General features: G+C 68.0%; 25 protein-coding genes. 9 read left to right on the top strand and 16 right to left on the bottom strand.

What is annotated here, in order from left to right; genetic code table 11:
- Positions 1-12: 12 nt before the first annotated feature.
- From MYCSM_RS34620 to MYCSM_RS34555, 14 genes are all read right to left on the bottom strand, one after another.
- Positions 13-951: a hypothetical protein gene (locus tag MYCSM_RS34620; RefSeq protein WP_015298203.1), complete on the bottom strand. Its 939-nt coding sequence runs from the start codon at positions 949-951 to the stop codon at positions 13-15.
- A complete protein-coding gene (locus tag MYCSM_RS34615) occupies positions 948-1,145 on the bottom strand; it encodes a hypothetical protein (RefSeq protein WP_015298202.1) in 198 nt (65 codons plus the stop codon). The genes MYCSM_RS34620 and MYCSM_RS34615 overlap by 4 nt, the downstream gene beginning before the upstream one ends.
- A 1-nt stretch (position 1,146) precedes the next feature.
- Positions 1,147-1,539, bottom strand: coding sequence for a hypothetical protein (locus MYCSM_RS34610; protein ID WP_015298201.1), 393 nt, complete (start codon positions 1,537-1,539; stop codon positions 1,147-1,149).
- Positions 1,540-1,554: 15 nt separating this feature from the next.
- Positions 1,555-4,320, bottom strand: a complete 2,766-nt coding sequence (locus MYCSM_RS34605) for a type IV secretory system conjugative DNA transfer family protein (protein WP_015298200.1) — start codon at positions 4,318-4,320, stop codon at positions 1,555-1,557.
- Positions 4,320-4,985: a hypothetical protein gene (locus MYCSM_RS34600; protein WP_015298199.1), complete on the bottom strand. Its 666-nt coding sequence runs from the start codon at positions 4,983-4,985 to the stop codon at positions 4,320-4,322. Before MYCSM_RS34600 ends, MYCSM_RS34605 begins: the two co-directional genes overlap by 1 nt.
- Positions 4,986-5,001: 16 nt before the next feature.
- Positions 5,002-6,150: a C40 family peptidase gene (locus MYCSM_RS36645; RefSeq protein WP_015298198.1), complete on the bottom strand. Its 1,149-nt coding sequence runs from the start codon at positions 6,148-6,150 to the stop codon at positions 5,002-5,004.
- A gap of 59 nt (positions 6,151-6,209) precedes the next feature.
- Positions 6,210-6,839: a hypothetical protein gene (locus MYCSM_RS34590; protein WP_015298197.1), complete on the bottom strand. Its 630-nt coding sequence runs from the start codon at positions 6,837-6,839 to the stop codon at positions 6,210-6,212.
- Between the two features lie 71 nt (positions 6,840-6,910).
- A complete protein-coding gene (locus MYCSM_RS34585) occupies positions 6,911-8,752 on the bottom strand; it encodes a hypothetical protein (RefSeq protein WP_015298196.1) in 1,842 nt (613 codons plus the stop codon).
- Positions 8,749-9,378 carry a hypothetical protein gene (locus tag MYCSM_RS34580; protein ID WP_232425906.1) on the bottom strand — a complete coding sequence of 210 codons (630 nt, stop codon included), beginning with the start codon at positions 9,376-9,378 and terminating at the stop codon, positions 8,749-8,751. Before MYCSM_RS34580 ends, MYCSM_RS34585 begins: the two co-directional genes overlap by 4 nt.
- A gap of 20 nt (positions 9,379-9,398) precedes the next feature.
- Complete coding sequence (locus tag MYCSM_RS34575; RefSeq protein ID WP_015298194.1) at positions 9,399-11,900, bottom strand: ATP-binding protein; 2,502 nt, start codon at positions 11,898-11,900, stop codon at positions 9,399-9,401.
- Between the two features lie 32 nt (positions 11,901-11,932).
- A complete protein-coding gene (locus MYCSM_RS34570) occupies positions 11,933-12,457 on the bottom strand; it encodes a hypothetical protein (RefSeq protein ID WP_015298193.1) in 525 nt (174 codons plus the stop codon).
- 48 nt (positions 12,458-12,505) lie between these two features.
- Positions 12,506-12,823, bottom strand: a complete 318-nt coding sequence (locus MYCSM_RS34565; RefSeq protein ID WP_015298192.1) for a hypothetical protein — start codon at positions 12,821-12,823, stop codon at positions 12,506-12,508.
- A gap of 3 nt (positions 12,824-12,826) precedes the next feature.
- A complete protein-coding gene (locus MYCSM_RS34560) occupies positions 12,827-13,840 on the bottom strand; it encodes a conjugal transfer protein (protein ID WP_015298191.1) in 1,014 nt (337 codons plus the stop codon).
- Positions 13,834-14,034 (bottom strand): hypothetical protein, encoded by a 201-nt coding sequence (locus MYCSM_RS34555; protein WP_015298190.1) that lies wholly within the window; start codon positions 14,032-14,034, stop codon positions 13,834-13,836. The genes MYCSM_RS34560 and MYCSM_RS34555 overlap by 7 nt, the downstream gene beginning before the upstream one ends.
- 591 nt (positions 14,035-14,625) lie before the next feature.
- Here MYCSM_RS34555 and MYCSM_RS34550 point away from each other — a divergent pair.
- The 9 genes from MYCSM_RS34550 to ligD all read left to right on the top strand — a co-directional run bounded on the left by MYCSM_RS34550 (position 14,626) and on the right by ligD (position 22,142).
- Positions 14,626-15,342 carry a hypothetical protein gene (locus MYCSM_RS34550; RefSeq protein ID WP_015298189.1) on the top strand — a complete coding sequence of 239 codons (717 nt, stop codon included), beginning with the start codon at positions 14,626-14,628 and terminating at the stop codon, positions 15,340-15,342.
- Positions 15,339-16,697 (top strand): cutinase family protein, encoded by a 1,359-nt coding sequence (locus tag MYCSM_RS34545; protein ID WP_015298188.1) that lies wholly within the window; start codon positions 15,339-15,341, stop codon positions 16,695-16,697. The genes MYCSM_RS34550 and MYCSM_RS34545 overlap by 4 nt, the downstream gene beginning before the upstream one ends.
- A gap of 52 nt (positions 16,698-16,749) precedes the next feature.
- The gene (locus MYCSM_RS34540) at positions 16,750-17,061 is read left to right on the top strand and encodes a hypothetical protein (RefSeq protein WP_015298187.1); all 312 of its coding nucleotides are present in this window, start codon (positions 16,750-16,752) and stop codon (positions 17,059-17,061) included.
- A gap of 586 nt (positions 17,062-17,647) precedes the next feature.
- Positions 17,648-17,911, top strand: a complete 264-nt coding sequence (locus MYCSM_RS34535; protein WP_041316263.1) for a type II toxin-antitoxin system Phd/YefM family antitoxin — start codon at positions 17,648-17,650, stop codon at positions 17,909-17,911.
- Positions 17,908-18,312: a PIN domain-containing protein gene (locus MYCSM_RS34530; RefSeq protein ID WP_015298185.1), complete on the top strand. Its 405-nt coding sequence runs from the start codon at positions 17,908-17,910 to the stop codon at positions 18,310-18,312. The genes MYCSM_RS34535 and MYCSM_RS34530 overlap by 4 nt, the downstream gene beginning before the upstream one ends.
- Positions 18,309-18,695, top strand: coding sequence for a hypothetical protein (locus tag MYCSM_RS34525; RefSeq protein ID WP_015298184.1), 387 nt, complete (start codon positions 18,309-18,311; stop codon positions 18,693-18,695). Before MYCSM_RS34530 ends, MYCSM_RS34525 begins: the two co-directional genes overlap by 4 nt.
- A 2-nt stretch (positions 18,696-18,697) precedes the next feature.
- The gene (locus tag MYCSM_RS34520) at positions 18,698-19,618 is read left to right on the top strand and encodes a discoidin domain-containing protein (protein ID WP_015298183.1); all 921 of its coding nucleotides are present in this window, start codon (positions 18,698-18,700) and stop codon (positions 19,616-19,618) included.
- A gap of 208 nt (positions 19,619-19,826) precedes the next feature.
- Positions 19,827-20,828: an FtsK/SpoIIIE domain-containing protein gene (locus MYCSM_RS34515; RefSeq protein ID WP_015298182.1), complete on the top strand. Its 1,002-nt coding sequence runs from the start codon at positions 19,827-19,829 to the stop codon at positions 20,826-20,828.
- Positions 20,829-21,149: 321 nt separating this feature from the next.
- Positions 21,150-22,142: a non-homologous end-joining DNA ligase gene (gene ligD / locus MYCSM_RS34510; RefSeq protein ID WP_015298181.1), complete on the top strand. Its 993-nt coding sequence runs from the start codon at positions 21,150-21,152 to the stop codon at positions 22,140-22,142.
- Positions 22,143-22,150: 8 nt separating this feature from the next.
- Here the strand turns inward: ligD and MYCSM_RS37645 are convergent, their stop codons facing one another.
- Both MYCSM_RS37645 and MYCSM_RS34505 read right to left on the bottom strand, forming a co-directional pair.
- Complete coding sequence (locus MYCSM_RS37645) at positions 22,151-22,327, bottom strand: hypothetical protein (protein ID WP_015298180.1); 177 nt, start codon at positions 22,325-22,327, stop codon at positions 22,151-22,153.
- A 35-nt stretch (positions 22,328-22,362) separates the two neighbouring features.
- The gene (locus MYCSM_RS34505; protein ID WP_015298179.1) at positions 22,363-24,114 is read right to left on the bottom strand and encodes a serine/threonine-protein kinase; all 1,752 of its coding nucleotides are present in this window, start codon (positions 24,112-24,114) and stop codon (positions 22,363-22,365) included.
- Between the last annotated feature and the right edge of the window lie 53 nt (positions 24,115-24,167).

Here is a 24,167-nt window from a genome sequence, read left to right as displayed (position 1 = left end):
TAGCCTCGCTTCCTAGTTGGAGCCGCTGCTGCTGGTCGATGCCGCTGCCGGGTCGGCCGGCACGGCAGCGCCGTCGGCGCTGGAGAACGCCCCGGCGTCCACACCCGAGGTCGACGACTCGCCGGCGCCGTTCTCCTCCTGCTCGCCGTCGCCCTTGGCGTCGGCGTGCTTGTCGGAGCCGTTGTTGTTCTTGTTGTCGGCCGTGGAGAACGGGTTGGCTGCGTCGCCGCCGCCGGTTGTGGTGGTGTTCGACGCCGTGGTGGTCGTGCCGGTGGCGCCGGTGCCGCTCGACGGCGTGGTGGCGAACGGGTCCGCCGACGGGTTGTAGGAGGCCGCGGTCGCCGGCGCGGCCCCGCCTGGCGAGGCCAGCGGGTCGGAGAACGGGTTGGCCGCCGCGCCGGCGCCGCCGGCGCCCTGCTGACCGAAGGCGTCGCCGAACGGGTTCATCCCGCCGCCCATGCCCTGGCCGAACGGCATTCCACCCATGCCCTGGCCGAACGGGCTGCCACCGCCCATGCCACCCAGACCACCGCCGGAGCCGAGCAGCTGCCCCAGGATGTCCTTGAGGCTGCCGCTGCTGCCGCCGTCGCTACCCAGGTCGCCCTCGTCATCTTTGTGGTGGTGCTTGTCGCTGTCGCTGTCCCCGTCGTCGGCGGCCTGGGAGCCGTTGGCCTGTTCGGTGGCCGCAGCGCTCTGGACGGTGCCGCTGCTCTTGCCGTGGTACTTCTCGATGATCGCCAGGATGGCTGCCTGACCGGCGGGGGACTGCGGGTCGGGCACGGCGGCGATCTCTTGGGCTTCCGCCGAGGCGTTGGCCGCTACGTCGTTGGCGCCGTTGACGTTTACGTTGGCGCTGTTGTCGGTGGCCGCACCGCCGGCGTCGGCGGTGCCGCCGAACTGATCCAGCGGAAGGTTGTCCAGGCCGGTGGCCTGCGCGAAAGGCCCGCTCATCCGGTCACCGCCGTGGAGAAGTTGAGGTTGATGACGCCCTGGCGCACTTCACGCTCACGCTGGGACAGCTCCCGCGCGGAGCGGGCGAGGTCGCGCAAGCCGTCACCGCCGACGGGGTTGAGCCCGAACAGTTCGTGGTAGCGGCGATGCTGTTCCTGAGATTCCATGGCCAGCAGTTCGATTGGGCTGCTCATGTCAGTTTCCCTCCCCTTGGGCGCCGGTGGACGCCAGTTGCGGTGCCGCCGCGGCACCATTGGTCGTTGAGTCGGGGGCTGGCGCGGCTGCACTGCCGTTGTCGGCCCCGGAGGTGTCGGCGTTCTTGTCGGCCGGCTTGACCGGCGGCGCCGGCAGTTTCGAGGTTCTCTTGTAACCCATCTGGTCGAGCTGGTCGTTGGTCACCGCGCCACCTTTGACCGCGGCCGCGCGAGCTTCCTCGTAACGCTCACGCGCGGCGGCGGCTTGCTCCAGTGACGCAACGAAGGCGTCGAAGGCTTCTCCAACGTCACCGACCAATGCCGTGTTCTCCTTCAGCAGGTTGGCGTAGGCCGCCTCTGCGGCGGCCCGGCCGGTCTTTCTCCTCGGGGGCATTGCGGCTCTCCTTCGCTAGCTCATGTGCAGTCGCCGAGCCTGCATCACTTCGTAGGGATCGACGTCGATGTCGCCCGCGTCCCGACTGTCGTCGAGGTCTCGGTAGGGGATCACCAGCCGGTCACCACCTTCGACGTCCTCGGTGAGGTAGGGCTCAGCGTGAACGTACTTCCACCGACAGACACCGTCAACGTCGGAGACATCGACCAGATCACCGTGGGCAAGCTCGTTTGCCGCGACCGGAAATGCGGGCCCGTATTCGTCGTCGATCGAGGGCAGATAGTCATCGTCGAAGCCGTCGACCGCGGCACCGAATTTCGGGATCGGAACGGCGTTGTTTGACGACCCGGTAGACCCGGTAGCAGGCACGGCATCCGTGTCGTCGTAGTCGGCGTGATCGTCGTCCATCGTGGGGCGGCGAAGCGCCATCATTGGCCGCACGTACTGGTCGCTGAGGGGGTCCAGATCGGGTCGTTCCGAGGCCAGGACAACCGGGGACTCGCGGATCATCTTGAACGACATCTCCTGCTCGTCGTCTTCGGGGTCATATCCGCGCAGAGCACTGTCCACAACGCGTCGAGGCCAGAAGCTGTCCACGTTGCACAGCTCGGTCAGGATGGCGCGCTCGTGGTCGCTGAGGGCGGCGTCTTGTTCGGCGGTGGCGGGCACTCGCGGGGTGTAGAAGGCCTGCATCTCGCGGAACGTCCCGTCGGGCAGCTGGACAGTGCCGCGGCCCTTGATACCGGGCTGCAGGCGGGTACCGGCCACGGCGTCGTTGAACATCATGATGGCCGCATCCTTGGACCGCAGCCGACCCATTGCCACGCGCAGCGCGGTGTTGTCGCGAGCCTCACCGGCGATGAACATGGTGTCGGGACGCTGGATGCCCAGGGCCATGTGGATGCCGACCGCGCGCGCGGTGCGCAGCAAGATGCCGATGTCGGTCGCCGTGGGCGGTTCCCCACGTTCCTTGGACGTCTTGTACGTCTTGTAGAACTGGCCCAGTGCGACGGCCAGGTTGGAGAACTCGTCGGTGATCACGATGATCGGGTCGAAGTCGTCGGCGCGGTTGGGGTTGATCTTCACCTGTGACAGACGGTCGGTCATGGTGTCGGCGATCAGCCGTAGCGCGGCTGTGTGACCGACCAGGCCGTCCTCGTCGGTACCGGCGGTCACCAACGACACGTTGGGCCAGTTGCGCATACCGGGGGAGTCGAAGCCCTTGGGGTCGACCCACACCACGTTGAATCCGCGACGCGCGCACTGGGTGGCCACGGTCATCAGCAGCGAGGTCTTACCCGTGGAGGTCGCTCCGGCAATCAGGAAGTGCGGGGACTGCTTGAAGTCCCAGCCGATGACGTTGCCGTAGGCATCGACGCCGAAGGGGATGACGGTGTCTTTGTAGAGCGCCCGAACCTTGGCGCGCGTGACCTCGGGGAAGTCCAGCGGCGGATCGACCATCGTGGGCAGGCCGGGGCTACGCACGAAGCGCACACGCTTGGAGGCCATGCTCCACTCGGCTTCCCACGATCCGCCCAGCGCGTCGGAGACCATGCCTTCGATGACGCCGCGCCGGTAGGCGGAGCTGACCTTGAGGTTGTAGGCGAAGCCCACGGTGAACTCCCGGATGCGCGCGGCGATGGCGTCGTTGGCGGTGGACGCTGACCGCGCCGCCAGCTCCTCGTCCATGTCTACCTGGGAATTCCTTGTCCCCTCGATGTCAGTGTCGGGGTCTTCGATGACGGCCGGCGCTTTGTCGACGGTGACTGAAGCGATGTGCGCGGCGGCGTCGAACCACGACAGGACCAGCGGGGTGAGGACGGATTCGGCGTCGACGACGACGTCTTCCTCGATGACCACGGTCTCGGTCGCTAGTAGCGCCCGCGCCAGGGGGTCGTGCTCGAAGACGTAGGTATGCCCGGTGACCTCGTGCAGCACTGCGGCGATCTCAGCGGTGAGGTCTTCTCCAACCGAGCGGGGGTGCTGGCCGTAGAGCAGTTTGATGACCTTGGGGAACGCTGGTGCGCCGTGCGGATAGGCACACCGCACGGCGCGGACGCGCCCCGCGCGCGGGTCCGGCCATCCCAGCGCAGGGGAGGCCAGGAATGTCACCTGGTTGAGTTGGCGGGTGATGGTGCCGCGGGCGTAGGCCCAGCGGGCGAACTGCCAGAAGCCGAACAGCAGGACCGCCATGATCGCGACGACGAGCAGCCGGCCGGGTAGATGCGCGGCGGACGGGGATGCCCACCGCAACAGCACGCCGGTGATGGCCAAGAGGAGCGCGCCGCCGGCCAGGATCAGCGGCACCGTCGGGTACTGCTCTCCGGGCCAGGGTTGACCTGGGCGCACGTGCCCGAGGTGCCCGGTGCGTGCCCGGCGGTTGTTCACCGCCAGCATCGCCCACCACAGCAGCGCGAGCACTGCGGCTGCGGCCGGGGCGGCGATGAACAGGACCCAGAACCACCCGACTCCGACGCCGACGATCACGTACACCGGGTCCGGTGATGGTGGCAGAAGGTAGTCGCGTGCCGGGGACGGTGTGTACAGGAAGTGCTGGGCGGCCGGCCATCCTTTGGTGTAGCCGAAGATGGCGGCCACGGCGAGCGCGGCGAGCAGGATGTAGCGCCATCCTTCGGCGGCTTGCTTCTGCTCGGCGGCGCTTTCACCGGGGACGTAGGGCCGGTTGAGTTCGGCGCTGCTGGTGGCGTAGGGACGCCCGGTCGAGGCGGCGCCGGCGGGGGCTGCTGCGGCCTTGCCGGGGACGGTCTTGCTGGTGGCCATCAGGGGTGGTCCTCTCCGGTCGGGGGCGCGGCCGGCGCCGGTTCCTCGGGTGCATCGGCGGTAGCGGCGCCGCCTTCGGTGCTCAGGGGGCGGACGTCGATGACCTTCCACCCTTCGGTGCCCGTTTCGAGTTGGATCTCGATGCGCGATCCGTCGTCGTATCCGACGTCGAAGGTGGCCGTTCCGGGGGCCTGGCGGACCGGGCCGGTGACGTCGGTGACCGTGGCTTGGGTGACGTTGCGGATGTCGGTGAGCCGGTACTGCCGCGCCAGCTGCAGCGAGACGTCGGGGGTGATTCGGGCCAGCCAGTCCTCCCGGTTGCCGTTGGGGGTCGCGAAGTTGGTGGCGAAGCGTTGTGCGGTGGCGCGGGCCGCGTCCTCGGCGGCGGGATCGGTAGCGCTGAGGGTGGCCGGTGGTAACTGCTCGACGTTGGGGTCGTCGCCGAGGTTGGGACTGACCGATGATGGCGGCGGTGGGCCGGCGGTGGTGCTGGTCGTCGGTGGGGGTGTCGCTGGCTGCTGGGCGGTGGGGCTGTTGTAGTGCTGCCAGACCAGGGCTCCGATGGCCAGGACCGCGACGACCAGGCCCAGCAGGACCCTGCGGGGAATCCGCTGCCACCAGCGGCGCGGCTGGTGCGAGGTCTGAGTGGAGCTGTAGGGCTGCATGGTTTGAGTTCCTTTGTCAGAGAACGCGTTTGATGACGACGAAGCGGTTGGGGAACGGTGAGAGTTTTACCGGGACGCCGAACGTTTGCGCCTCCACGATCGTGGTCGGGTTGACGACCATCGCGACGTGGCCGGGGCCTTCGGAGTCGGGGTTGAGGAACACCAGGTCGCCGGGTTGCACGGCGTTTCGGGGCACGATCTGGCCGACGTGGACCATCTCGTAGGTGCGTCGTGGTAGCACGATGCGATGCCCCGAGGCCTGGAATATGGCGTAGCGCACCAGGCCCGAGCAGTCGAACCCGCCGCCGGTGGGGCCTTCGAGGGAGCCGCCGCCCCAGATGTAGGGCAGCCCGATCTGGGCCTGGGCGAACTTCGCTGCGGCGGTGCCGGCTGGAGTGCCGGGGGCCAGGGTGGTGGCCTTGGGGTCGACGACGACGCCGCAGACGTCGCGGCCGCCGCCGGCGGCATCATCGGAGGCCGGCGGCGATCCCGACGGGTCGGGTGGCGCCGAACCGCCGGAGGTTGCCATCACTTCGCGGAGGTGCTGGCGGTAGAACACCGTCGCGGCGGCGACGTCGTCGGCGTAGGCGTCGGGAAATGCCGAGCGTTGTACCGCTTGGGCGGCCACCGTGGGCGCCATGTTCTGCCAGCCGCCCACCTTCAGCAGTGCGCTGAAGAACTTTTGAGCGGCCACCGCCGGGGTCATCAGGTCGCGCAGGTTCCCCCACCACGGCTGCTGTTGCATGATGCCCACCGACAGGTGGTCGTGCCCGACCCCTTCGTGCGGAATCGCCATCGAGGCAGGCACATTCGGATTCGCCAGGTTGCGGAGCCCGGATTCCTGCAGCGCCGTGGCCAGCGCGACGATGATTCCCTTTTCGGGGATGTTCATCCGGATGCCGGCGGCGATGACGGCCTTGCCGTTGTTGACCGGTCCCGGACCGAACGACGCCCCGGTGTCGGCGCTGATGCCCTGGGACTGCAGCTGCTGCTGGCACTGCGGGGTCATCACGGCCCTGGCCGGTCCCGTACCTCCGCCGCCGGCGGCGAACAGCACGAAGACGACCATGAGCATGGTCAGGAAGAACGGGGCCATCACCGCGAGGGCGGCGTAGACCTTGCGGCGGTGCGCCCACACGGTGCGGGCGATCACCGCCCATTCCATGGGTTCCACTGATCAGCCCCCCAGGCGGCCCGCGAGGCTGGTGATCACCGGATGCGTGGTCACGGCGTGCTCGCGACCAGGGGGATGACGCCGCTGGGCGGGTTGTCGGGTGCCGGGGCGGGGGCCGGCGGCGCGGAGTGCTCCACGGGGATGACGCTGCTGACTTTCCAGCCGGCCTCGCCGAGTTCGAGAGTCGCCTCCAGTCGTGACCCGTCGGCGTAGTCGATCTGGAAGGTCGCAACACCAGGATCGGCACCCATCGGGCCGGTGACCTGCGACACGGCCGTCTGCGGCACGGTGGCGATGTCGGTGCTCTGGTATTGGCCGAGCAGCTCGGGGGAGACGTCGGTGGACAGGCGGGCCAGCCAGCCGTCGCGGTCGCCGTTGGGGGTCGCGAAGTTGGTGGCGAAACGCTCAGCAGCGCTGCGGGCGCCGGCGCTGGATACGTCGACCGGCGCGGACGACTCGCTCGGGCTGGGCGTGACGCTCAGCGTGGGTGGCTCGGTGAGCGCCGGCCCGGTGGGTGCCGCGTGCTGTTGAACCGCAGGCGCGGTGGTGGTGTCGGTGACGTTGGTGTGGTGCTGCCAGGCCAGTCCAGCGACGGCCATCACCGCAATGGCGACGCCCATGCGGGTGCGGGCGGGAATGCGCCGCCACTGGCGGCGCAGGTAGGCGATTCGTTGCCTCATGGGTCAGCTCCGATGCACGGGTCGACGATGATTGCGACGGAAGGTGCTGGGCGGCATGGCTTTTGGTGTCCTCACGCAGCCTCTGACAGCGCGTGTCTGCTGGAGGCGGCGCTGCCGCCGGTTGCCCCGCCGACGTCGCCACGGGTGGCGCGATAGAGCCGGATGGCGGTTTCGAGCTTGTCGCTGACCCGGTTGGCGTCGCTGTGGGCTGCCGCGGGCTCCGGTTCGGGTACCGGGCGCCCGGTGCGTTCGGGAGCGCCGGCGTCGGCGCCCTCGGATCCGGCCGCACTGCCGCCACCGGAGGGTCCGCCGGCAGGGTCACCCACCGCGACCGGGCCTTGCGGTCCGCCGCCCCCGTCGCCGCCGCCGTCGGTGCCACCCCCGCCGTCGGTCCCCCCGCCGGTGCTGCTCGACGAATCGGCTTCAGGCTCGATGCGTCCGGGAGTCCGTTCGGCAGGAGAGCCGCTCTTGCCTGATCCCAAGCCTTGGCGGATGGACGTCAGGTCGGCGGCCTTGCCGAGCAGACCGCGGCCGCTGCGGCGCCCGCCGACCGCACCGCCGCCGAGTTTGGCGGCCATGGTGTCGCGTTGACGGTCGAACATGCGGCGCAGCGGCCCGAACACCGCGAACCCGAAGGCCAACACCAGCGCGGTCATGAAAATCGACTGGATGGCGTTCGTTGAGTCCTTGAAGACCTGGTCGAGGATGACGTTGTAGGCCCCGAACGCAGCGGTGTAGATGACCATCGCCGCGTAAGCCATCGCGCAATCCAGGACGGTTTTCCAGGCGAAGGTCTGCGGTCCGCCGGGGATGACGCCGATGGCGAACGCCGGCGGGGCCAACGCCGCGTAGAGCATGGCTTGCACGGCGGCCTTCACCACGTGCCACACGAAGTAGCAGGCGAACGCGACGAGGAACATCGCGAGCAGCCCACAGATGTTGAGCGGCACGAGGATTGCCGCCGGATTGCCCATCGACTTCTGGTGCATCGTTTCGCCTTTTTGCGAATCGCAGCCCTTGATGTCGTCTTTGAGCTTGTCTCCGCGTTCGTCGTTGATCCCCTTGGACCACGCCTCCCGGCATTTGCGCGACACCGAGTCGCTGACCATGCCGAAATTGATCATCTGGGTGGGGGAGCGCAGGAACCGGTCAGCGAGCCGCGACACCATCGCGTCGACGTTCGCGCCGTCGCCCTGCTTGCTCACCGCGCCGTCTGAGACCGAGGTGGCGATCTCCAGTCCGGTGTCACGCCCCTTGGCCAGCAGCCCATCCGGGCCCACCAGTTCACCCAGCGGGTTGGCGAAGATCGTGGCGGCGATGCCGATCATGAGCATGCCCATGGCGATGTTGGAGAACGCCTTAGCGGTGCGACCAGCCAATGCGGTGCACACCACGATGATCGCCAGCACGGCCAGTGCGGTGGCGGCGAGCCCGAAGCGGTCCATTGCCGAGTCGACGCCGCGCCCGATGGTCTGGAAAGGCACGGTGAACAGCGCCATCCACTTGAACTCGAGAACGAACTTGATCAGCCACAGCGCGGTCGCGGTGATGCAGAGGTAGATCTCGTAGCAGATGGAGGCGACCTTGGCGAACATCGTCGAGGCGGGGTCATCCCATCCGCCCTGGTTCATCGTCAGCGTGTATTTGGCGACCGGCACGTTGTCGGAGTCCTTGATGCCCATCCAGGAGATGAGCACGTTGCCGCCGTCGGAGCTCGATCCGTTGGTTCCTGGGTCCGCGCCGGCTCGGGCCGCGCAGATGAGCAGCAGCACCAGGCCCGCACCGATCACCGCGGTCAGCACGCGGTGCCGGCCACACCACCGCAGCGGCACCGCTGGGCTCCACGCACCGATCCACGCGCCGCACCGCTGAAGCCGTTCGTGCGCTGATTTCGTTGTCGCGGTGGGGATCACGAGGGTGCTCCCGCCGTGATCGCGGTCCCGTCGCAGTGCGTGGCGAGCACTTCGTCGAGGTGTTCGCGGTAGAACACGCGGGCGGACGGCACGCGGGTGGCGTAGACCTCCGGCCATGCTGAGCGTTGCACCAGGCTGGCCAGGAACTGCGGTTCCATGTTCTGCCAGCCGTCGATGGTGCGCATGACCGCGTAGAAGTGCTGGGCGGCGGCCGCGGGCGTCATCCGCGCTGTGGTGGTGCCCCAGGCAGCTCGCTGCTGCAGAATCCCGAGGGCGTCGTAGTCGGCGGCGAGCCCGTCGTGGGCGGTGGTCAGGGAGTCGGGGACGTTCGGGTTGGCGAGGTTGCGCAGCTCGGTGTCCTGCATGGCTGCGGTCAGGCCGGCCAGGATGCCGGACTCGGGGACGCCGGTGGCGACGCCGGCGGCGATGACGGCCTTGCCGTTGTTGACCGGGCCAGCGCCGAACATCAGGCACGGCGCGGGGCGGCCGGTGGCCTGCGGGGTCGGCCAGATCACGATCAGCGTGACGGCGGCGATCGCGAGCGCGGTGAGCGCGCCGATCAGCCACAGACGCAGGCGGTGACGCTCAGCTTCGACGACCTCGCCGGCGTCGGTGCGTTCGTTCACGGGGAGGTCTCCGTTTCTGGTCATGCGACGTCGGCCTGTTCGGGGGGAGTGGTGTTCATCGCTTCGCGTCGCATCGGAGACGAGGGGCCCAGCACCTTGATCCGGCCGATGGCGCCGCGGGCGTCGCGCAGATAGCCCTCGCCTTCGCGGCCCGGAATGACTTTGTTGTTGCTGCCTTTCGGGCTGGTGTTGCGGGTCAGGTCGGTGACGATGTGCGGGTTCTTGTCCGGGTCGATGCCCAGCCACTTCAGCGAGCGCCGGGCCAGTGATTCGTCTCGGTGTCGCATGACGATGCGGATCGGGATCAGGTCCAGGGCCGTGCCGGCGGGGTAATCGCTCACCGGGTCGTGGCTGCCGAGGATCAGCGCGGTGTTGTCCTTGCGGCCGTCGCGGACGATGCGGGTGACGCTGGCAAGCCCTCGCGGCGTCGAGGTGACGTGGTACGCCTCGTCCATCACGACCGCACCCATGCGGCGCTTGTTGGAGCCGAACGCCTGGCGGCCGATCTCGGTCGACAGCCCGTACATGGCGCGGCCGAAGATCTTGCTGGGGTCGATCGGATCGCCGGAGGCAACTTCCTCGGCAGTCGGGACCTCGACGCGGTTGGTGCGGATGACGATGCCCTCGGCGTCAAGGTTCAGCGGCGGCAGGTTGGGGTCCATCAGGGCCGCGGCGTACCGCTTGGTCGCCCAGTACCCGAGCAGGCGGTGCAGCTCGGCCCAGCCGGCGGGCAGCGGTTTGGCGCCGCCGTCGATGCCGCCGTCGTCCATGCCGCGTTGCAGCACGTGCAGCATGTCGGGGATTGAGCGCACACCGCGCTCGGGGTGCAGCAGCTCACCCAGGGTCAGACCTTGCGGGGAGTCCGGGGTGCAGCCAAACAGCGGGGTGAGCAGATCGACGGCTTTGTCGACGCTGATGTCGGCAGGGAAGATGCGCAGCGGATCCATCGACCACCGCGGCCGCAGCATGTCGACGACCACCGAGCTGCGCAGCGTCGACACCGGGGCGGCGTACTCGCCTTGGTCGGTGCGGTCGATGGCCAGAAATTGGCCCCCGACGTCGACGAGCTGGAACATCATCGTCAAGATCGCCCAGGTCTTGCCGGCACCCAGTTCCCCCGCGAACGCCACCGAGGGCGATGCCCCGCGTGAGGCCTCCCGGAACCACTCCAGGTGCACGGGTTGGTTGCGTCGACCCGACAGGTTCAGCGCGAAGATCGGTCCGCTGACGTCGCCGACGTCGTTGGTGGCGCATGGCACGCTGGCCGCGGCGTACTCACTGATGGTGACGTGAGAGAAGTCGTCGACGGCACGCAAGTTGACTCCGCCGGGGTTCATCGCGGCCCACAGTTCGCGCTGCCCGCCGAGCGGGGCAACCACCTTGATGCGGTTGCGCTCGAAGGCCTGCACCAGTTTCAGAGCACCGTCTTCGCACTGCGCGCGTGTCGTGCCGGCGACGGCGAAGATCGGGCACAGCGACACTTCGATCTCGTCGTCGTTGCCTTCGAGGTGCCCGTTGTATTCACCGAGCAGCATCACCTGTTCGGAGAGCGTGTCGTGAGCGAAGGAAATCTCGGTGTCGCGTTCACCGACCTGCTCGTTGAGCCGCCGCAGGTTCTTGGTGTTGCGGGCGATGGCTTGCTCGCGGCTGGTCTTGCTGATGCGCACAGCCCAGTCGACGTCGAATCCGGCGACGCGATCGGCGATGGTGAAGAACTCCGAGCCGGGGAATTGCAGCCCCTCCAGGGGCAGCGCTTCGATCGCCAGCAGTGTCTGCCATGACTCGGTGGTTCCGATGCGGCCGGGCTGGGTGATCTTCACCAGCGGTGCGAAGCTGCTGGGACTCCACCGCTTGCCCTCCCGGCGCCGTTCACCTTCGTCGAACTCGGCCATCGCGAAGGCCCCCGCTGGCGAGGACACGTTGGAGGCGACCGCTGTGGGGAACACCTCCGGTGCCGAGCCCCGCGACAGTGCCCGGTTCCACAGCCACACCATCTGGGCGGTGGTCAACGGCTCGAAGCCGAACACCGAAGGCAGCCGAGTGACGATGGCGGAGGCGAGATCGGCGGCCTTAGCCATCTCGGTGCGGTCGCGTTCCTTGGAGCGGCGGCTCGCTGATCCCCATCCGGTGAGGTCGGTGACGACGTCGGAATCGACCACCGGAAACGACACGGTGAAGATGCGTTCAGTCGCGCGCACGGTGGTGGAGAAGAAGTCGTGCTTGCCTTCGCACTCCTCTCGCCACATGGGCCGGGAGTTGACGTCGGTTCCGGCCATGGCGCGGGCCACGATCTCGTCTGGGTTCATCGCGGCGATACGACCGGCGATGACGGCGTTGTTGGGCAGCGCACGGAACAGGTTCTTGTGGTGTACGAGGGTGTCGTACTTGCGTTCGTCAGAGGTGTATCCGTACGGCAGGCCGGTGATGCGGTAGTCGGCCCAAATGGACCCGTCGCGCATGCGGCGCAAGTTGCCGAACACCGAGACGGTGGGTTGCAGGCTTTGATCGAGTGGATTGGCCATCGGAGTGAGCGTCCTTGGGTCGGGTTCTGAGATCAGCTGGCGAACAGATCGGATGCGGAGCTGCGCTGCGGCGCGAAAGCATCGGTCCAGGGATCGGTATCCGGCGTCGCGGCGAACAGGTCTGGCTCGCTGGGCGTGCGCTGGTGGCGCGGCTGTCGGGCGTAGGGACTGGCGGGCTCGGTCCAGTCGAGAATCTCGATCTGTGGCCGCACGGTGCTCACCGTGTTGAGCGCGTGTGTGTCGTCACCCCCGCTGATGCTGACCGGGCTGGTGTAGAGCCGGTAGATCCGGTGAATGCGTGTGCCGAACTTGACGGGGGAGTAGGGCATCTTGCGCATCACGCCCACCGCTATCGCTGTGGCCGCCAGGCCGACCACAGCGGTCATCAGCGGCTGACCGAGTCGGGGGAGCAGGAACAGGGTGACCAAGATGCCGCCGACGAGCGCGACCAGTTCGGGGATGGGGTACGGCCCGCCGGGCAGCTTCCATCGCCCATCGAACTTGGCGATGACGATGCGCACTCGGCTGGCGCGGGTGTACCACTTGGCGACGAACATTGCGGTCGGTCCTTACCGGTTGGTGTGGCGGTCGGCGGGCATCGGTGGCTATCGCGTTCCGCTGTTTGTCAGACCGGTGATGGTGTCTTTGGAGATCACACCGAGAGATGGCAATGCGCCGACGATGCCGATCAGCACGACACCGATAGCGACGGCTTTTAGTGCGCCGGTCTTGTTGCGTCCGACGAAGTACATGAATGCCGCTACGAGTGCGGTGCCACCCATCAGGATGTAGACCGCGAAGGTGATGCCCTGGTTCTTGATGTTGGCGCCGATATCCCAGATCGGTGCGGCCACGTAGGAGACGTGCTGGGCGGCCGTTGCGGCGGTGCCGTCGAGGACCATGGGGGCGAGATGGTTGATCATTTGTTAGCTCCCTTCCGGAGTGCTGTTGATGTACTTCTGCGGGGTTGTTGTCGGGGTGGATGTGGTGGTGGTTGGGGTCGACGTCGATCCCGAGTCAGAGGGCGCGACGATGCTCGGCGCGTCGTTGATGCGGTCGACTTGCCAATGGCCCCCGGCGACCGACATCACCAGGGGGAAGTCCATCGGCATCAGCACCCCGCTGGCGGTTTGCATGGTGGCGCGCACGGTCACTTCGACGTGATCGGCTTTCGCGGGGACGTCCTGGGCGGTAGCGAGGTCTGAGTTTGTTTGCACTCGCTCGATCGCCATGGTGGTGAATCGCGGTGGATTCGCCGCCGTCAAACCGGACCCGGCCGACACGTACGGGGTGATGTCTCCCTGGCCCGTCAACATGGCGGCCAGGAACCCGTCAACCGTCTTGTAAACCGGACGATCCTCGGATACTGAGGTTTGCGTTGCGAGTTCTACCGGAGCGCCCGACGGTCGGTCGGGTCGAGCGTGCGGAAGGGTGAACGCTTTGAACAAGTTCTTGCGGTCAGCTGACACGTCGACCTGCAGGCGCATGAACACCATGGACGACGAGTTGGCAGCCTTGGGAATCTCAGCGTCGACAACCACCGAGTACGTCTGAAAGCCGTCGACAACGACGCCGGGTAGAGCCGATGAAGCGCGTAGTGCACGCCCGCCGGCGGGCAACGCCGAAGCGGGCACTTCCCCGTCATAGAACTGCTTGATAGCCGCACTGTTCGACGGGTCTTTGAGGTACACATCCACGTAGTGGATGGCGTACGCCTCGACGGCCGAAAGCTGGTCACGTTCGATGGCTTCGTTCACCGCCGCTGGACGGTTCAATGCCAGCACGATGACGACCGCGATCAGCGGGATATAGCTGACCAAGACGAACGCCATGAGCGAACCGGTGACACGCATCCGAAGCTCATCCGCTCGGATGGTGTCGCCGCCACTGACCCGCAGGAAGATTCCATCGAGCATCCGGTGCAGCGGGTGGGTCAGCATGACACCCCCAGCGCGCGGTCCTGGAGGTCGTCAAGCAGTGCAGCGGCGGCCTGCCGGCGCTCGACGATGTGGGTGACCAGAGCATCCGACAGGTCCTCGTTGAGGGGGTCGGCCGCCAGGTGGCTCATCAGGACGCGCAGCTGGTCGGAGTAAGCGCGTACCGCGCTGGCGTTGCGGCGGATCGGCTGGGCCATGAGCGGGCCTCTCGGGATCGGTGGACATTGGAGCGGCCTCTTATGACCCCTAAACACCCCGAAACCCGACAACCGCATAGGTAACGAATTGATAACGCATACGCGCATATGCGCCGCATATGTTCGCTACTACGCTTGACAAGGGGAGTACGCTCGGCTTCGACTGAGGAACGAGGGAGGAAAGCCGAGCGCCCCCCCTCATATCAATTAGCTCGACAACTATTCGCCGACCGCATCACCAGGTATGCGCTTCGCGGCGACCAGGGCGAATACGCCCAGAACCCCCACGTATCGCAGCGCGACGTCACCACCGCGTCTCCGCACGCACCGCATGCGCACCACACCCGCTTCCGCGCGCCACATCACGCGCATCGCCAGCAATGCACAGCAACGTCGCGGCTACACCGCACACCCATTGCCTGACAACCGCATTGTCAACACCAAACCGCCACGTCGAACACAGCAATAGTGAGCCAGGTCACATGTTTTCAGGTGCTCTGACAAGCCCCTAGGCAACTCCACTGCAAACCGCTGCAACAACCCAGACGGATTCCATAAGCGCGTCACCACCCCGCGACGCCAAGGACTCCGATGAACACCTGGGACCACCTCGCCGAGAACGCCCACCGTCTTCTCACCCAGCCCCGGCGCGGCGACCTCACCCCCGCCGTGACCCTCGTGCAGATGCTGCACAAGCAGCCCCCGCCCTCGCCGGCGGCCATCTGCGCCCACATGGAAACCGTCTCCACCGCGCTCCCACAGCTCGCCCGCTATGCGCGCAGCGGTGATCAGCACGCCCTGCTGATGGCCGCCGTCCTCATGCGCCACCCTCTGCGCCGCATCGCCGCCATGGCCGATCCCGACGGCTACCGCTCCAGCGATCCCGACGCCCGCGACAACGACACTCTGCGCATCTTCTTCGAGATCATCCGCACCGCCGCCGAACCCCAGATCCTCACCGCCCGCTACCTCTACGGACAAACCCTCAAGCGCGTCCTCAAGGCCCGGCCCGAAGCGACCTCACCCGCCGCCGCTTACCGCGTCGACCCCCACGCAGCCGTCCTGGACCGGCCTGATCTCGGCGCCGACCGCGACCACACCGCCACGCTGCTTGAGCAAGCCCGTGACCGCCGCATCATCACCGCCCTCGAACACGACACCCTGCGCGCGCTGTACCTCAACTCCGATGTGTTCAGCCCCGCCGCCGCGGCCCGCGCCCTGGGCGCCAACGTGAGCGCTGTCGAGCGCCGCGCCCAGCGCGCCATCCGCAAGCTGTGCGCCTACGTCGACGAGGCCGTCGCCGCATGACCCCGCGCCGCCGGATCGCCGCCACGGTCACCGTGCTGTCCGTCGGCGCCACACTGCTGCTGCACTCCGCGCCCTCAGCCCTGGCGGCCAGCTGCCCGGCGGTGGAAGCGATCGCCGTCCCAGGCACTACCCAGACCAGCACCCAGGCCGATCCGAACAAGCCAGTCGGCGTGCTCGGAACCATCCTCGAACCGCTGCGCGAACACGCGCCGGTTCGGATGGCCACCTACTACACGCCCTACCCGGCAACCATCGTCGGAGGCACCGAAGGTGGCGGCTACAAGGCCTCCAAAGACGCCGGGATCGACGCCACCAACGCCCGCCTCAAGAGCGTGTCCGCGGCCTGCCCCCGGACGGTGTTCCTGCTCACCGGATACAGCCAGGGCGCCGACGTAGCCGGAGACGTCGCCGCTGCGATCGGCCACAACCGCGGCGTGATCCCCGCCAACAAGCTCCTCGGCGTCGGACTGGTCGCCGACCCTTCCCAATCGCCCATCGGACAGCCCACCATCGGCCTCAGCGATCCCGGCATGGGCTTCGCCGGCGTCCGTTCCGGCGGCTTCGGCTCCCTCACCCAGCGCAACGGCCTGATCTCGGTGTGTGCGCCCCAGGATTTCTACTGCAATCTGCCCCAGGGCGACCTGGTCATGCGCATGATCGGCCACCTGGGCTCCCAGCTCGACGCGTCCGACCCTGCCGGCTCTGCACAGAAGCTCGCCACCATCTTCATGGGTGGGCTCATCGCCCCCGCCGTCGCTGCCATCAACCAGATCCTCGCTCTGGTCAACGATCCCAACCTGATCCCGCACCTCGTCCAGCGCGGCGTCGCATTCGCCCAGGCTCTTGCCCAGCAGTTGTTCTGGCTGGCCGGCCCCCAGGTCGCCGGCGCGGCGTCGGTCGTGGTCAACGCCGTCAACACCGTCATCAACCTGGTCGCTTCGCGATCCTGGGCCGCCATCCCGGCTGCCATCGCGAGCATCGCGAGCAATGCGACCGCCGTGGCCGCCACGCTGTCGCAAATGAAGGATCGGGCCACCACCATCAACGTCAGCGGATTCGGACCGGTAGGCGCCGGCCTGGCCCAGCCCCACGACTTCGGTGACCTGGTAACCGCGGTCCTCAACGCGATCAGCGTCGCGACCGGAGGCGTCGGAACGCAATCCACCGGGATGTTCGGACCGACCTTCTCCCAGTTCTCCGCAGCCAACGTCGCCTCAGCCATCAAGCACTACGCCGACTTCATCAAAGGCGGCTTCCACGAGAGCTACACCTCAACCGGTCTCGACCCCGCCGGACACACCGGCGCCCAGATCATCCAGCGGTACATGGTCAACCAAATCAACAAGCTCGTCTAACCAGGAAGAAGCTCATGCCCATTCACCACGACGACACGATCGAGCACCGCTGATGCAGAAGGGGACGCTCTACATGGACTACGGGCTGTGGCTGCTGGCCGACGAGACCGGACGCATCACTCTCACCGGCTGGTCGGAAGCCGACAGCGCCGATCCCGGCGCTGCGCCGAAGACCGATCACTGGCCCATCTACACCCTCTGTGACAGCCGCGACGAGCTGCCCAGCCGACTCACCGAACTCGGCCTCGACCTTGCGCCTGGCGCCGACCTCAACGATCTCGATCGCGCATGGGACGTCTACGTTCAGCACCCCGACATCGCCACCCTGCGGGGCGCCCTCGACCGCCAACGGACACGCCAGTAGGACCGCCCACCGCAACGGCGCTCCACGCCGCGCCAGCACGCTCCAGCGTCACGATCAGAGCGGCGTGTGAGTCTTCCGGAGTGCGACGCTGGCGGGGCTCGGAGCACAGTGTCTGCCGGTCGACCGCGACGCCCCCGGAGGCCCGCATTCATTCGCGCGCCATGCCCCCGCACGGGCCGAACTCAGCGCCCGAATCGCCCGTCGAAAGCTCCCAGTGCGGCCTCACATTCGGGGCGCGACAACAGCCGCACCATCGTGCTCCACCGCCGATGGCGACCCCACCACCAGACACCCCACGGCTCATCGCCACAACCCCCGCAGCGTCGCCCTCCGCCCACAACGCGACATCGTCGTACCAGGGTTCGCCAGCGCGCGCCACGGGTGCGCCAGCTCCGCCGATGCCCACCGCGACGGGCTCCGCATGTGTTGGCTCATTGACCCGTCACCGGCCCTCTGTACGTCGCCGCTCCACCTGTCGGCGCAGCATCGGTGGCCCCTCACACCGGAACGACTGGTGACGCCGATCCCGGAGCCGGGCCACCTCGGTGTGTACACCGTGTGCTACAGCGGGGGTACAGTGTGCTACATGAAACGTTACGGTGTCCGCGACCTGCGCCAGAATGCAAGCATGCTTCTGCGCCAGGTCGCCGCCGGGGAGACCATCGAAATCACCAACAACGGCCAACCCGTCGCCCAGCTGATCCCCGCCGTCTACGACTCCTGGGCAGCACTGGTCGCCAGCAAGGAAGTCACCCCCGCCCGCACCAGCGTCACCGACATCCTCGCCCGTCCCGCCCGCCCCTACCGGCTCCCCGCTGCATCCACCACCGAGCAGCAGGGCGACCGGTGATCTACCTCGACGCCACCGCCATGATCAGACTCATCGCCCAGACACCAGAAACCCCGGCGCTGACCGCCTACCTCAGCGCGCACACCGACACCCGGTGGATCAGCTGCGCACTGACCCGCGCCGACCTGCTGCGAATGACAGCCGGCCTCCCCACCGAGGCCACCGAGCACGCCCACCACGTCCTGGCCGGCATCGACGCGGTGGGAGTCACCGATCGTCTCCTCGACGCCGCCATCGCCCTGCGCCCCGCGCCGGCACGCACTGTCGACGCCCTGCACATCGCCGCCGCGCTGAGCGCCGGGCCGCGCCTGCGCACCCTCGTCACCTACGACCCAGAGCTGGCCAGCGCCGCCGCCGGCCACCACATCACCACCGTCAGCCCAGGAAGGGAGTCACCGTGATCCGCGCCCTCATCGCCGCGGCACTGATGACCGGTGCCGCGGTTCAACTCCTCCACGCCGACCCGTACAACGCCGGCCTCTACAGCGTGGTGCTCAGCCTCGGGCTGTGGTTCTTCTGGCCGCTGCTGCGCCGAATCATGCGCCTCGCCGCCCACCGCCGCGGCCGCCGACGCCACCAGCCCACCCGCACACCAAAGACCACCACCGCAACGCCTGCCCTGACGCAGGTGAACCACTACCACTTCTACGGCCAAACCCCGCTCGTGCCGAACGTGATGCCGCGCCCCGACTACAGTCGCCCGGCGCTGCCCCGCCGCACGATGGGCCAGCAGGCCTCCGACGAAATTCTGCACATCATCGACCTGAACGACGAGACGCGGTGACCATGCCCGACGACGACCTGCAGCCCGACCTCGGATGGGAAAACAGGCGCCTAATCCTCGCCTCCCTGGCCCCGCGCACGACCACCCGGCCCGCCCGACGCGGCACCACACCCGACGTCGACGACACCGACCTCCGCGACGCCACCGCCAGTCCCAAAAAGCCGGGACTGCTCAGCCGCGGAGTGCGCGCCGGCGGCCGGGCCGCAGCCGCCGGCGGCCGCGCATTCAACAACCGAGTCCCGCGCGAAAACCGACTGCGCGTAGCGATCCTCACCGTGGGCGCCGTAGTCGTCCTGCTGATCGCGCTCGCCTTCGTCAACTTCGTCACCACCGACGTCAGCCCCAAGCCGACCCAGACCACCCCAGTCGCCGCGCCCCCGCCTCCACCCACGCAGGCCCCGCTCAACCGTGATCAGATCCTCAACGGCGTCAAGGCCGCCGACGTCTGCCCCAAGGACGCCAACTACTCCGACGCCAACCGCGCCTTCGACGGCGACTTCAACACCGCCTGGGTGTGCACCCGCGCCAAGAATCAGGACGGCCAGCAGCTGCAAGTCGACTTCGGCCGACAGGTAACCCTGACCCAAATCCGCATCATCGGCGGCTTCGACGCCACCGCCCCCGACGGCACCGACCAGTGGTCCAAGCACCGCATCGTCACCAAACTCGAGATCTACTTCCCGCGCGAGCTGCACCGCGATCCCGTCACCATCGACACCGGCGGCGCCCGCGACTGGCGCTTCGTCGCACTCAACCCGCCAGCCACCGTCAGCAAACTACTCATCCGCGTCGCTGAAACCTCCGACCCGCCACAACCTGTCACGCCCACAAGCGAAACCGCCGCGCCCAAAGCCGATGACGTCACCTCCGTAGCAATGTCGGAAATTCAGTTCATTGGCTCCGATGGTGCTGCCGGCAGTTAGGTGCCCTCGGGTGTCCCAGTCGCCCCCTACACTGTTTGGTGTGCCGCCCGCGGCGGCCTGACTCCCGATCGGAACGAATCGCCCACATCGGTTCGCACCACCTACGGGACAAGACCCACGGGGTTCCGCGACACCCAACCGAAGACCGTTGCACCGCAGATGTGGGCTGCGCCGCAACGGATACCTTTGGACGGGAGAACAATTCGCGATGACCGACGACAACGCGTTCAAGCGCAAGGCACGAAAACACCAACAAGCGACTGGCGACTCCTACACCCGAGCACGCCGCCAGGTAGACGATCAGCGAGCGGACACGGCGGACGCCACCCCAACGGCCACACTGCTGAAACTGCTGGATGAAACCACCTCATTGGGCCCCTCAGCGCCCGCCCTCCAGATCCCGGCCGGCCTTCAACCCGATGGCACGCCCATCTGGCTGGACCTGCGCGACGAACACGAGGGCGGCAGTGGACCCCACGGACTCATCACCGGCACAACAGGCAGCGGCAAATCGACCGCGCTGATGAGTCTGATCTTTGCGCTGTGTATCCGGCACTCACCCGACGAGGTGCAGCTGATCCTCGGAGATCCCCGCAAGCACAGCATCGCCGACACCTTCGCCGACTTCCCGCATGTCCGTGCTTGCTTCACCGACCTGGAACGTGTTGACCGTTCGGCCACCGAGTTCGTCGACACCATCCGATCCGTCCTCGCCGAACGCACGCGCATCCTGGCCGACGCCGGCCCCAACGGCGCACCGTTCGACACCATCAGCGATTACCACCAGGCCCACGCCGCACCGAACTCCACCCTGCCCGCGCTGCCCTTCCTCATCGTCGTTGTCGACGACGTCTATACCCTCCACAGAAGTCGCCCGACGCTCCTCGACGCCCTCGACGTACTCACCCGGAAGGGGCGCGCCCTCGGGGTGCATCTGCTGGCCTCTACGTCCAGAATCAGTTCACCGCGACCGCTTTTCGACAACACGACTTGTCATATCGTGCTCAGAACCGCCACCGAGGCCGAATCCCGCCGGCTGCTGGGCACCGTCGAGGCCGCACACCTTCCTGCTGCTCGACCAGGCGCGGGTTGGCTGGTCACAAAAGGCAACCAGACCTCCGTTGCGTTCAACGGTTTTCACCCATCACGCTCGGCCATTTCGGCGGCAGCTCGACGGTTCGCACCCGCGACGCAACAACAGCCTGGGTGACACCGCGAAGCTGGTACGAGCCCACAGCGAAGCGCTAAGATCAGTGCGTCTCGGTGAAGAGCCGGGGAAGTGGAGCCGGGAGCCAGCACGTTTTGCTGGTCGCCCGGCTTTCGCGTTTCTCCGCATGTTTTCGCCGGGCCGCGGTGTCCATCAACGCTGTTAGCGTGAAATTCAGCGCCCCCTCCCCCCTGGGGCGCGTCCGCGCCCCGGCCGTCCCTCCCCCCTGACGGCCGGGGCGCATCACATTCGCAGGTGATGCAGGCTGCATCACCGCCCGGTCACAGAAGCGGCACCGTCGGGTCTCGCGCGTACCGTCGAAACGTGTCCACCAGCCGCAAGCTCGCCGTACGCGATCCCGCGTTCGCGCCGATGCTCGCCACCCTGGGCACCCCACCCCCGGCCAGTGACGACCAGGCTGTCGAAGTGAAATTCGACGGCCAACGCGCGACCCTCCTGCTGGCCAACGGCAGGGTGACCGTGTTCTCCCGCAACGGCCTCGACGTGTCGAGCTGCTTCCCGGAACTGTCCCGCGTCGCCGCAGCCGTCGGTGATCGCCCGATGGTGCTCGACGGCGAAATCGTCGCCGTCGACGCCCACGGTCGGCCATCGTTCACCCGCTTGCAGCGCCGCTGGCCGCAGCAGCGCCGGCCCAGCGCCCAGCTGCTGCGTGAGGTTCCCGTCCGCATGCTGGCCTTCGACATCATCCAGCTCGACGGGCGCGACCTCACCAACGCCCCGTATGGGCAGCGCCGCGAGCTGCTCGACACCGTGATGGTGGTGGACAAGTCACCGGTGCTGACGGTGCCCCGCGCGATGCTCGGCGTCGCCCCCGCCGATGCGCTGCAGGCCTGCGCCGCGCACGGCATGGAAGGCATCGTCACCAAACGACTCGACTCCCCGTACACACCGGGGGAGCGCAGCCCCCATTGGCGCAAGACCCCATACCGGGCCAGCGCTGAGCTGCTCGTAGCGGGCTACTGGTGCGCCAGCGGGCCCGGTGGCCGCAGCTGCGTGGGCTCGCTGCTGGTCGCCGGTCACGACGCGGCCGGGGACCTGGTGGCGTGCGGTCAGGTCGGCACCGGGTTCAGCGACTCGACCCGGCGGCGCCTCTACGCGCAGCTGCATCCGACCCGGCGGGCCACCTCACCGGTGAGCAACCCGATCGAGGTGCCGGGGGTGCGGTGGGTGGAGCCGCGTCTGGTCGTCGAGGTGGCGTACCGCGAGTACGTCGAGGGTCGCTGGCTACGGCATCCCTCGTTCAAGGGTGAGCGCGCGGTGGAGCCCGCGGAGGTCCGGCTGCCGGTGTGCACATGAGCGCCGTCCTACTTGCGGCGCAGCCCGGCGGCGACGGCCAGTGCGGCAGCGTTGATCCACATCAGCTTGGAGTTGGCGATGTCGGCCAGTCCGTCGGTGCTGCCGGTGGTGTGGACGGTGTAGAACGCCAGCGCCAGGAACAGCAGGGTCTGGATGGCCAGGATGGAAACGATGAATACCTTCACAGGAATTCAGGGCGGAACTGCCCTCGTTCACAGGCTCAGGAGTGCGACGTCCACCATCGGTACAGGTCATCCATGGTGGTGACGTTCGCACGGGTGACGCTGAGCAGCCGTTCTGAGTCCGTGGTCCAGGCGACGATCGCCTGATCGCCGGTGGTCGCGCAGTACAGCGTTCCGGCCGGCACGGTCGGGTTGGCGTTACGACGCCACGGGCCTGGCGACTGGATGTTGCCGGGGCAGACCACCTGCGTCGAGGTGGTGATCACCGCGTTGAGGGCAGACTGCAGCGCCGCCGAATCCTGGGCCAGCGTGTAGGTCGCCGAGGCGGGCCCACCGGGGTCGGTGTTCTGCGTGCAGGACACCGCGGCGCGGGCACCGGCCGGCGTCGAGGTAGCCGGGGTGCAAGCCCCGGCGGGGTAGCCGGCGGGCAGCAGCTTCCTCAGCTGGGCCGTGTAGTCCGGGCCCGCCGCGGCCGTGGCGCTCGTCGACGACGAGGCTGTCTCGGTGGAGCTGGTGGAGAACCTGTTGATCACCACCGTGATGAGCACAGCGGCGATCACCGCCAGGACCGCTGCGGCCGTCCACAGCCAGCCGACCGGGGACAGCCTCGGGGCCTTCGGCAACTGGGGACGCTGCCGGCGCGGCTTGATCGTCGACCGGAAGTCGGTCAGGTCGCTGAACTTCTGCCCGTCCTCCGCCGGCGGCGGCAACGCCTCGGGCTCCGCCGCCGCTAGTGGGACCTCAGCCGGGGACGCGGACGACTCCGGCGTCGGTAGCGGCTGTGAGTGCGCGGCGGGCGGGCTCGAGTTGGTTCTCGCTGGGGAGGGCGTGAAGGTGTAGGGCGCCTGGCCGGCCGGCGGCGGTTCCGGAGCGGCCCGGTACGGCGCTGGCGCACCCTCGCCAGCCGGCGGCGCGCTCTGGCGCACCGGTACACCGGCCTGGCGCGCAGCCGCGGCGTCACGCACTGCGGCGGCGGCCGCTGCCGCGAACTCCCGCGCGGAGGTGTACCGCTGGGCGGGGTCCTTGGCGAGCGCTTTCGCGATCACCGCGTCGACGTCGGGGGTGGCCCACGACAGGTGGTCAGACACCAAAGGCTGGGTCTGCTGCAGGTGCGCCCGGATGGTGCCAACCACGTCGTCAGCCTGAAAGTACGGCTGCTTACCGGTCAGCAGCCGGAACAAGGTGCAGCCCAGGGAGTAGAGGTCAGCCCGGCCGTCGGCGTACTCGCCGGTGATCACCTCGGGCGCCGAGTAGGCCAGGGTCGCGGTGAACGCGCCATCCATGGCGCGGTCGGTGTCGTCGATCGGGCGCGCCACCCCGAAGTCGGTGAGCAGCACCCGGTCGAGCGCGCCGTCCTCGTGGGCCAGCAGTAGGTTGGCCGGCTTCACGTCGTGGTGCACGACGTTGCGCTGGTGCGCGTAGTCCAGGGCCTTGGCGACCTCGGTGACGATGTGGATGGCCTGGCGCGGGGTCATCTTCCCCGAGCGCAGCGCTTCCTCGGCGTCGGTGCCGTTGACGTATTGCAGGGCGATCCACAGTTCGCCGTCGGAGGTTTCACCGCGGCCGTACACCGAGACGATGTTGGGGTGGTCGAAGGCGGAGACGATGTCGGCTTCGCGGATGAAGCGGTCCCGGAAGGTGCGATCGCGGGACAGCTCGGCGTCGAGGACCTTGAGTGCGTCGTAGCGCGGCAGGGTTGGGTTCTTCGCCAGGTAGACCGTGCCCATCCCGCCGGTGCCCAGCACGCGTTCGATGCGGTACCCCGCAACGATGGACCCGACCGACACCATGTGTACAAGTTTGCCTGGCCGGGCGGTCACGGTGCGCAATCCCCTGATCACTT

Source organism: Mycobacterium sp. JS623 (genome assembly GCF_000328565.1).
Lineage (GTDB): Bacteria > Actinomycetota > Actinomycetes > Mycobacteriales > Mycobacteriaceae > Mycobacterium.
This window is presented reverse-complemented; position numbering and strand designations above follow the sequence as displayed.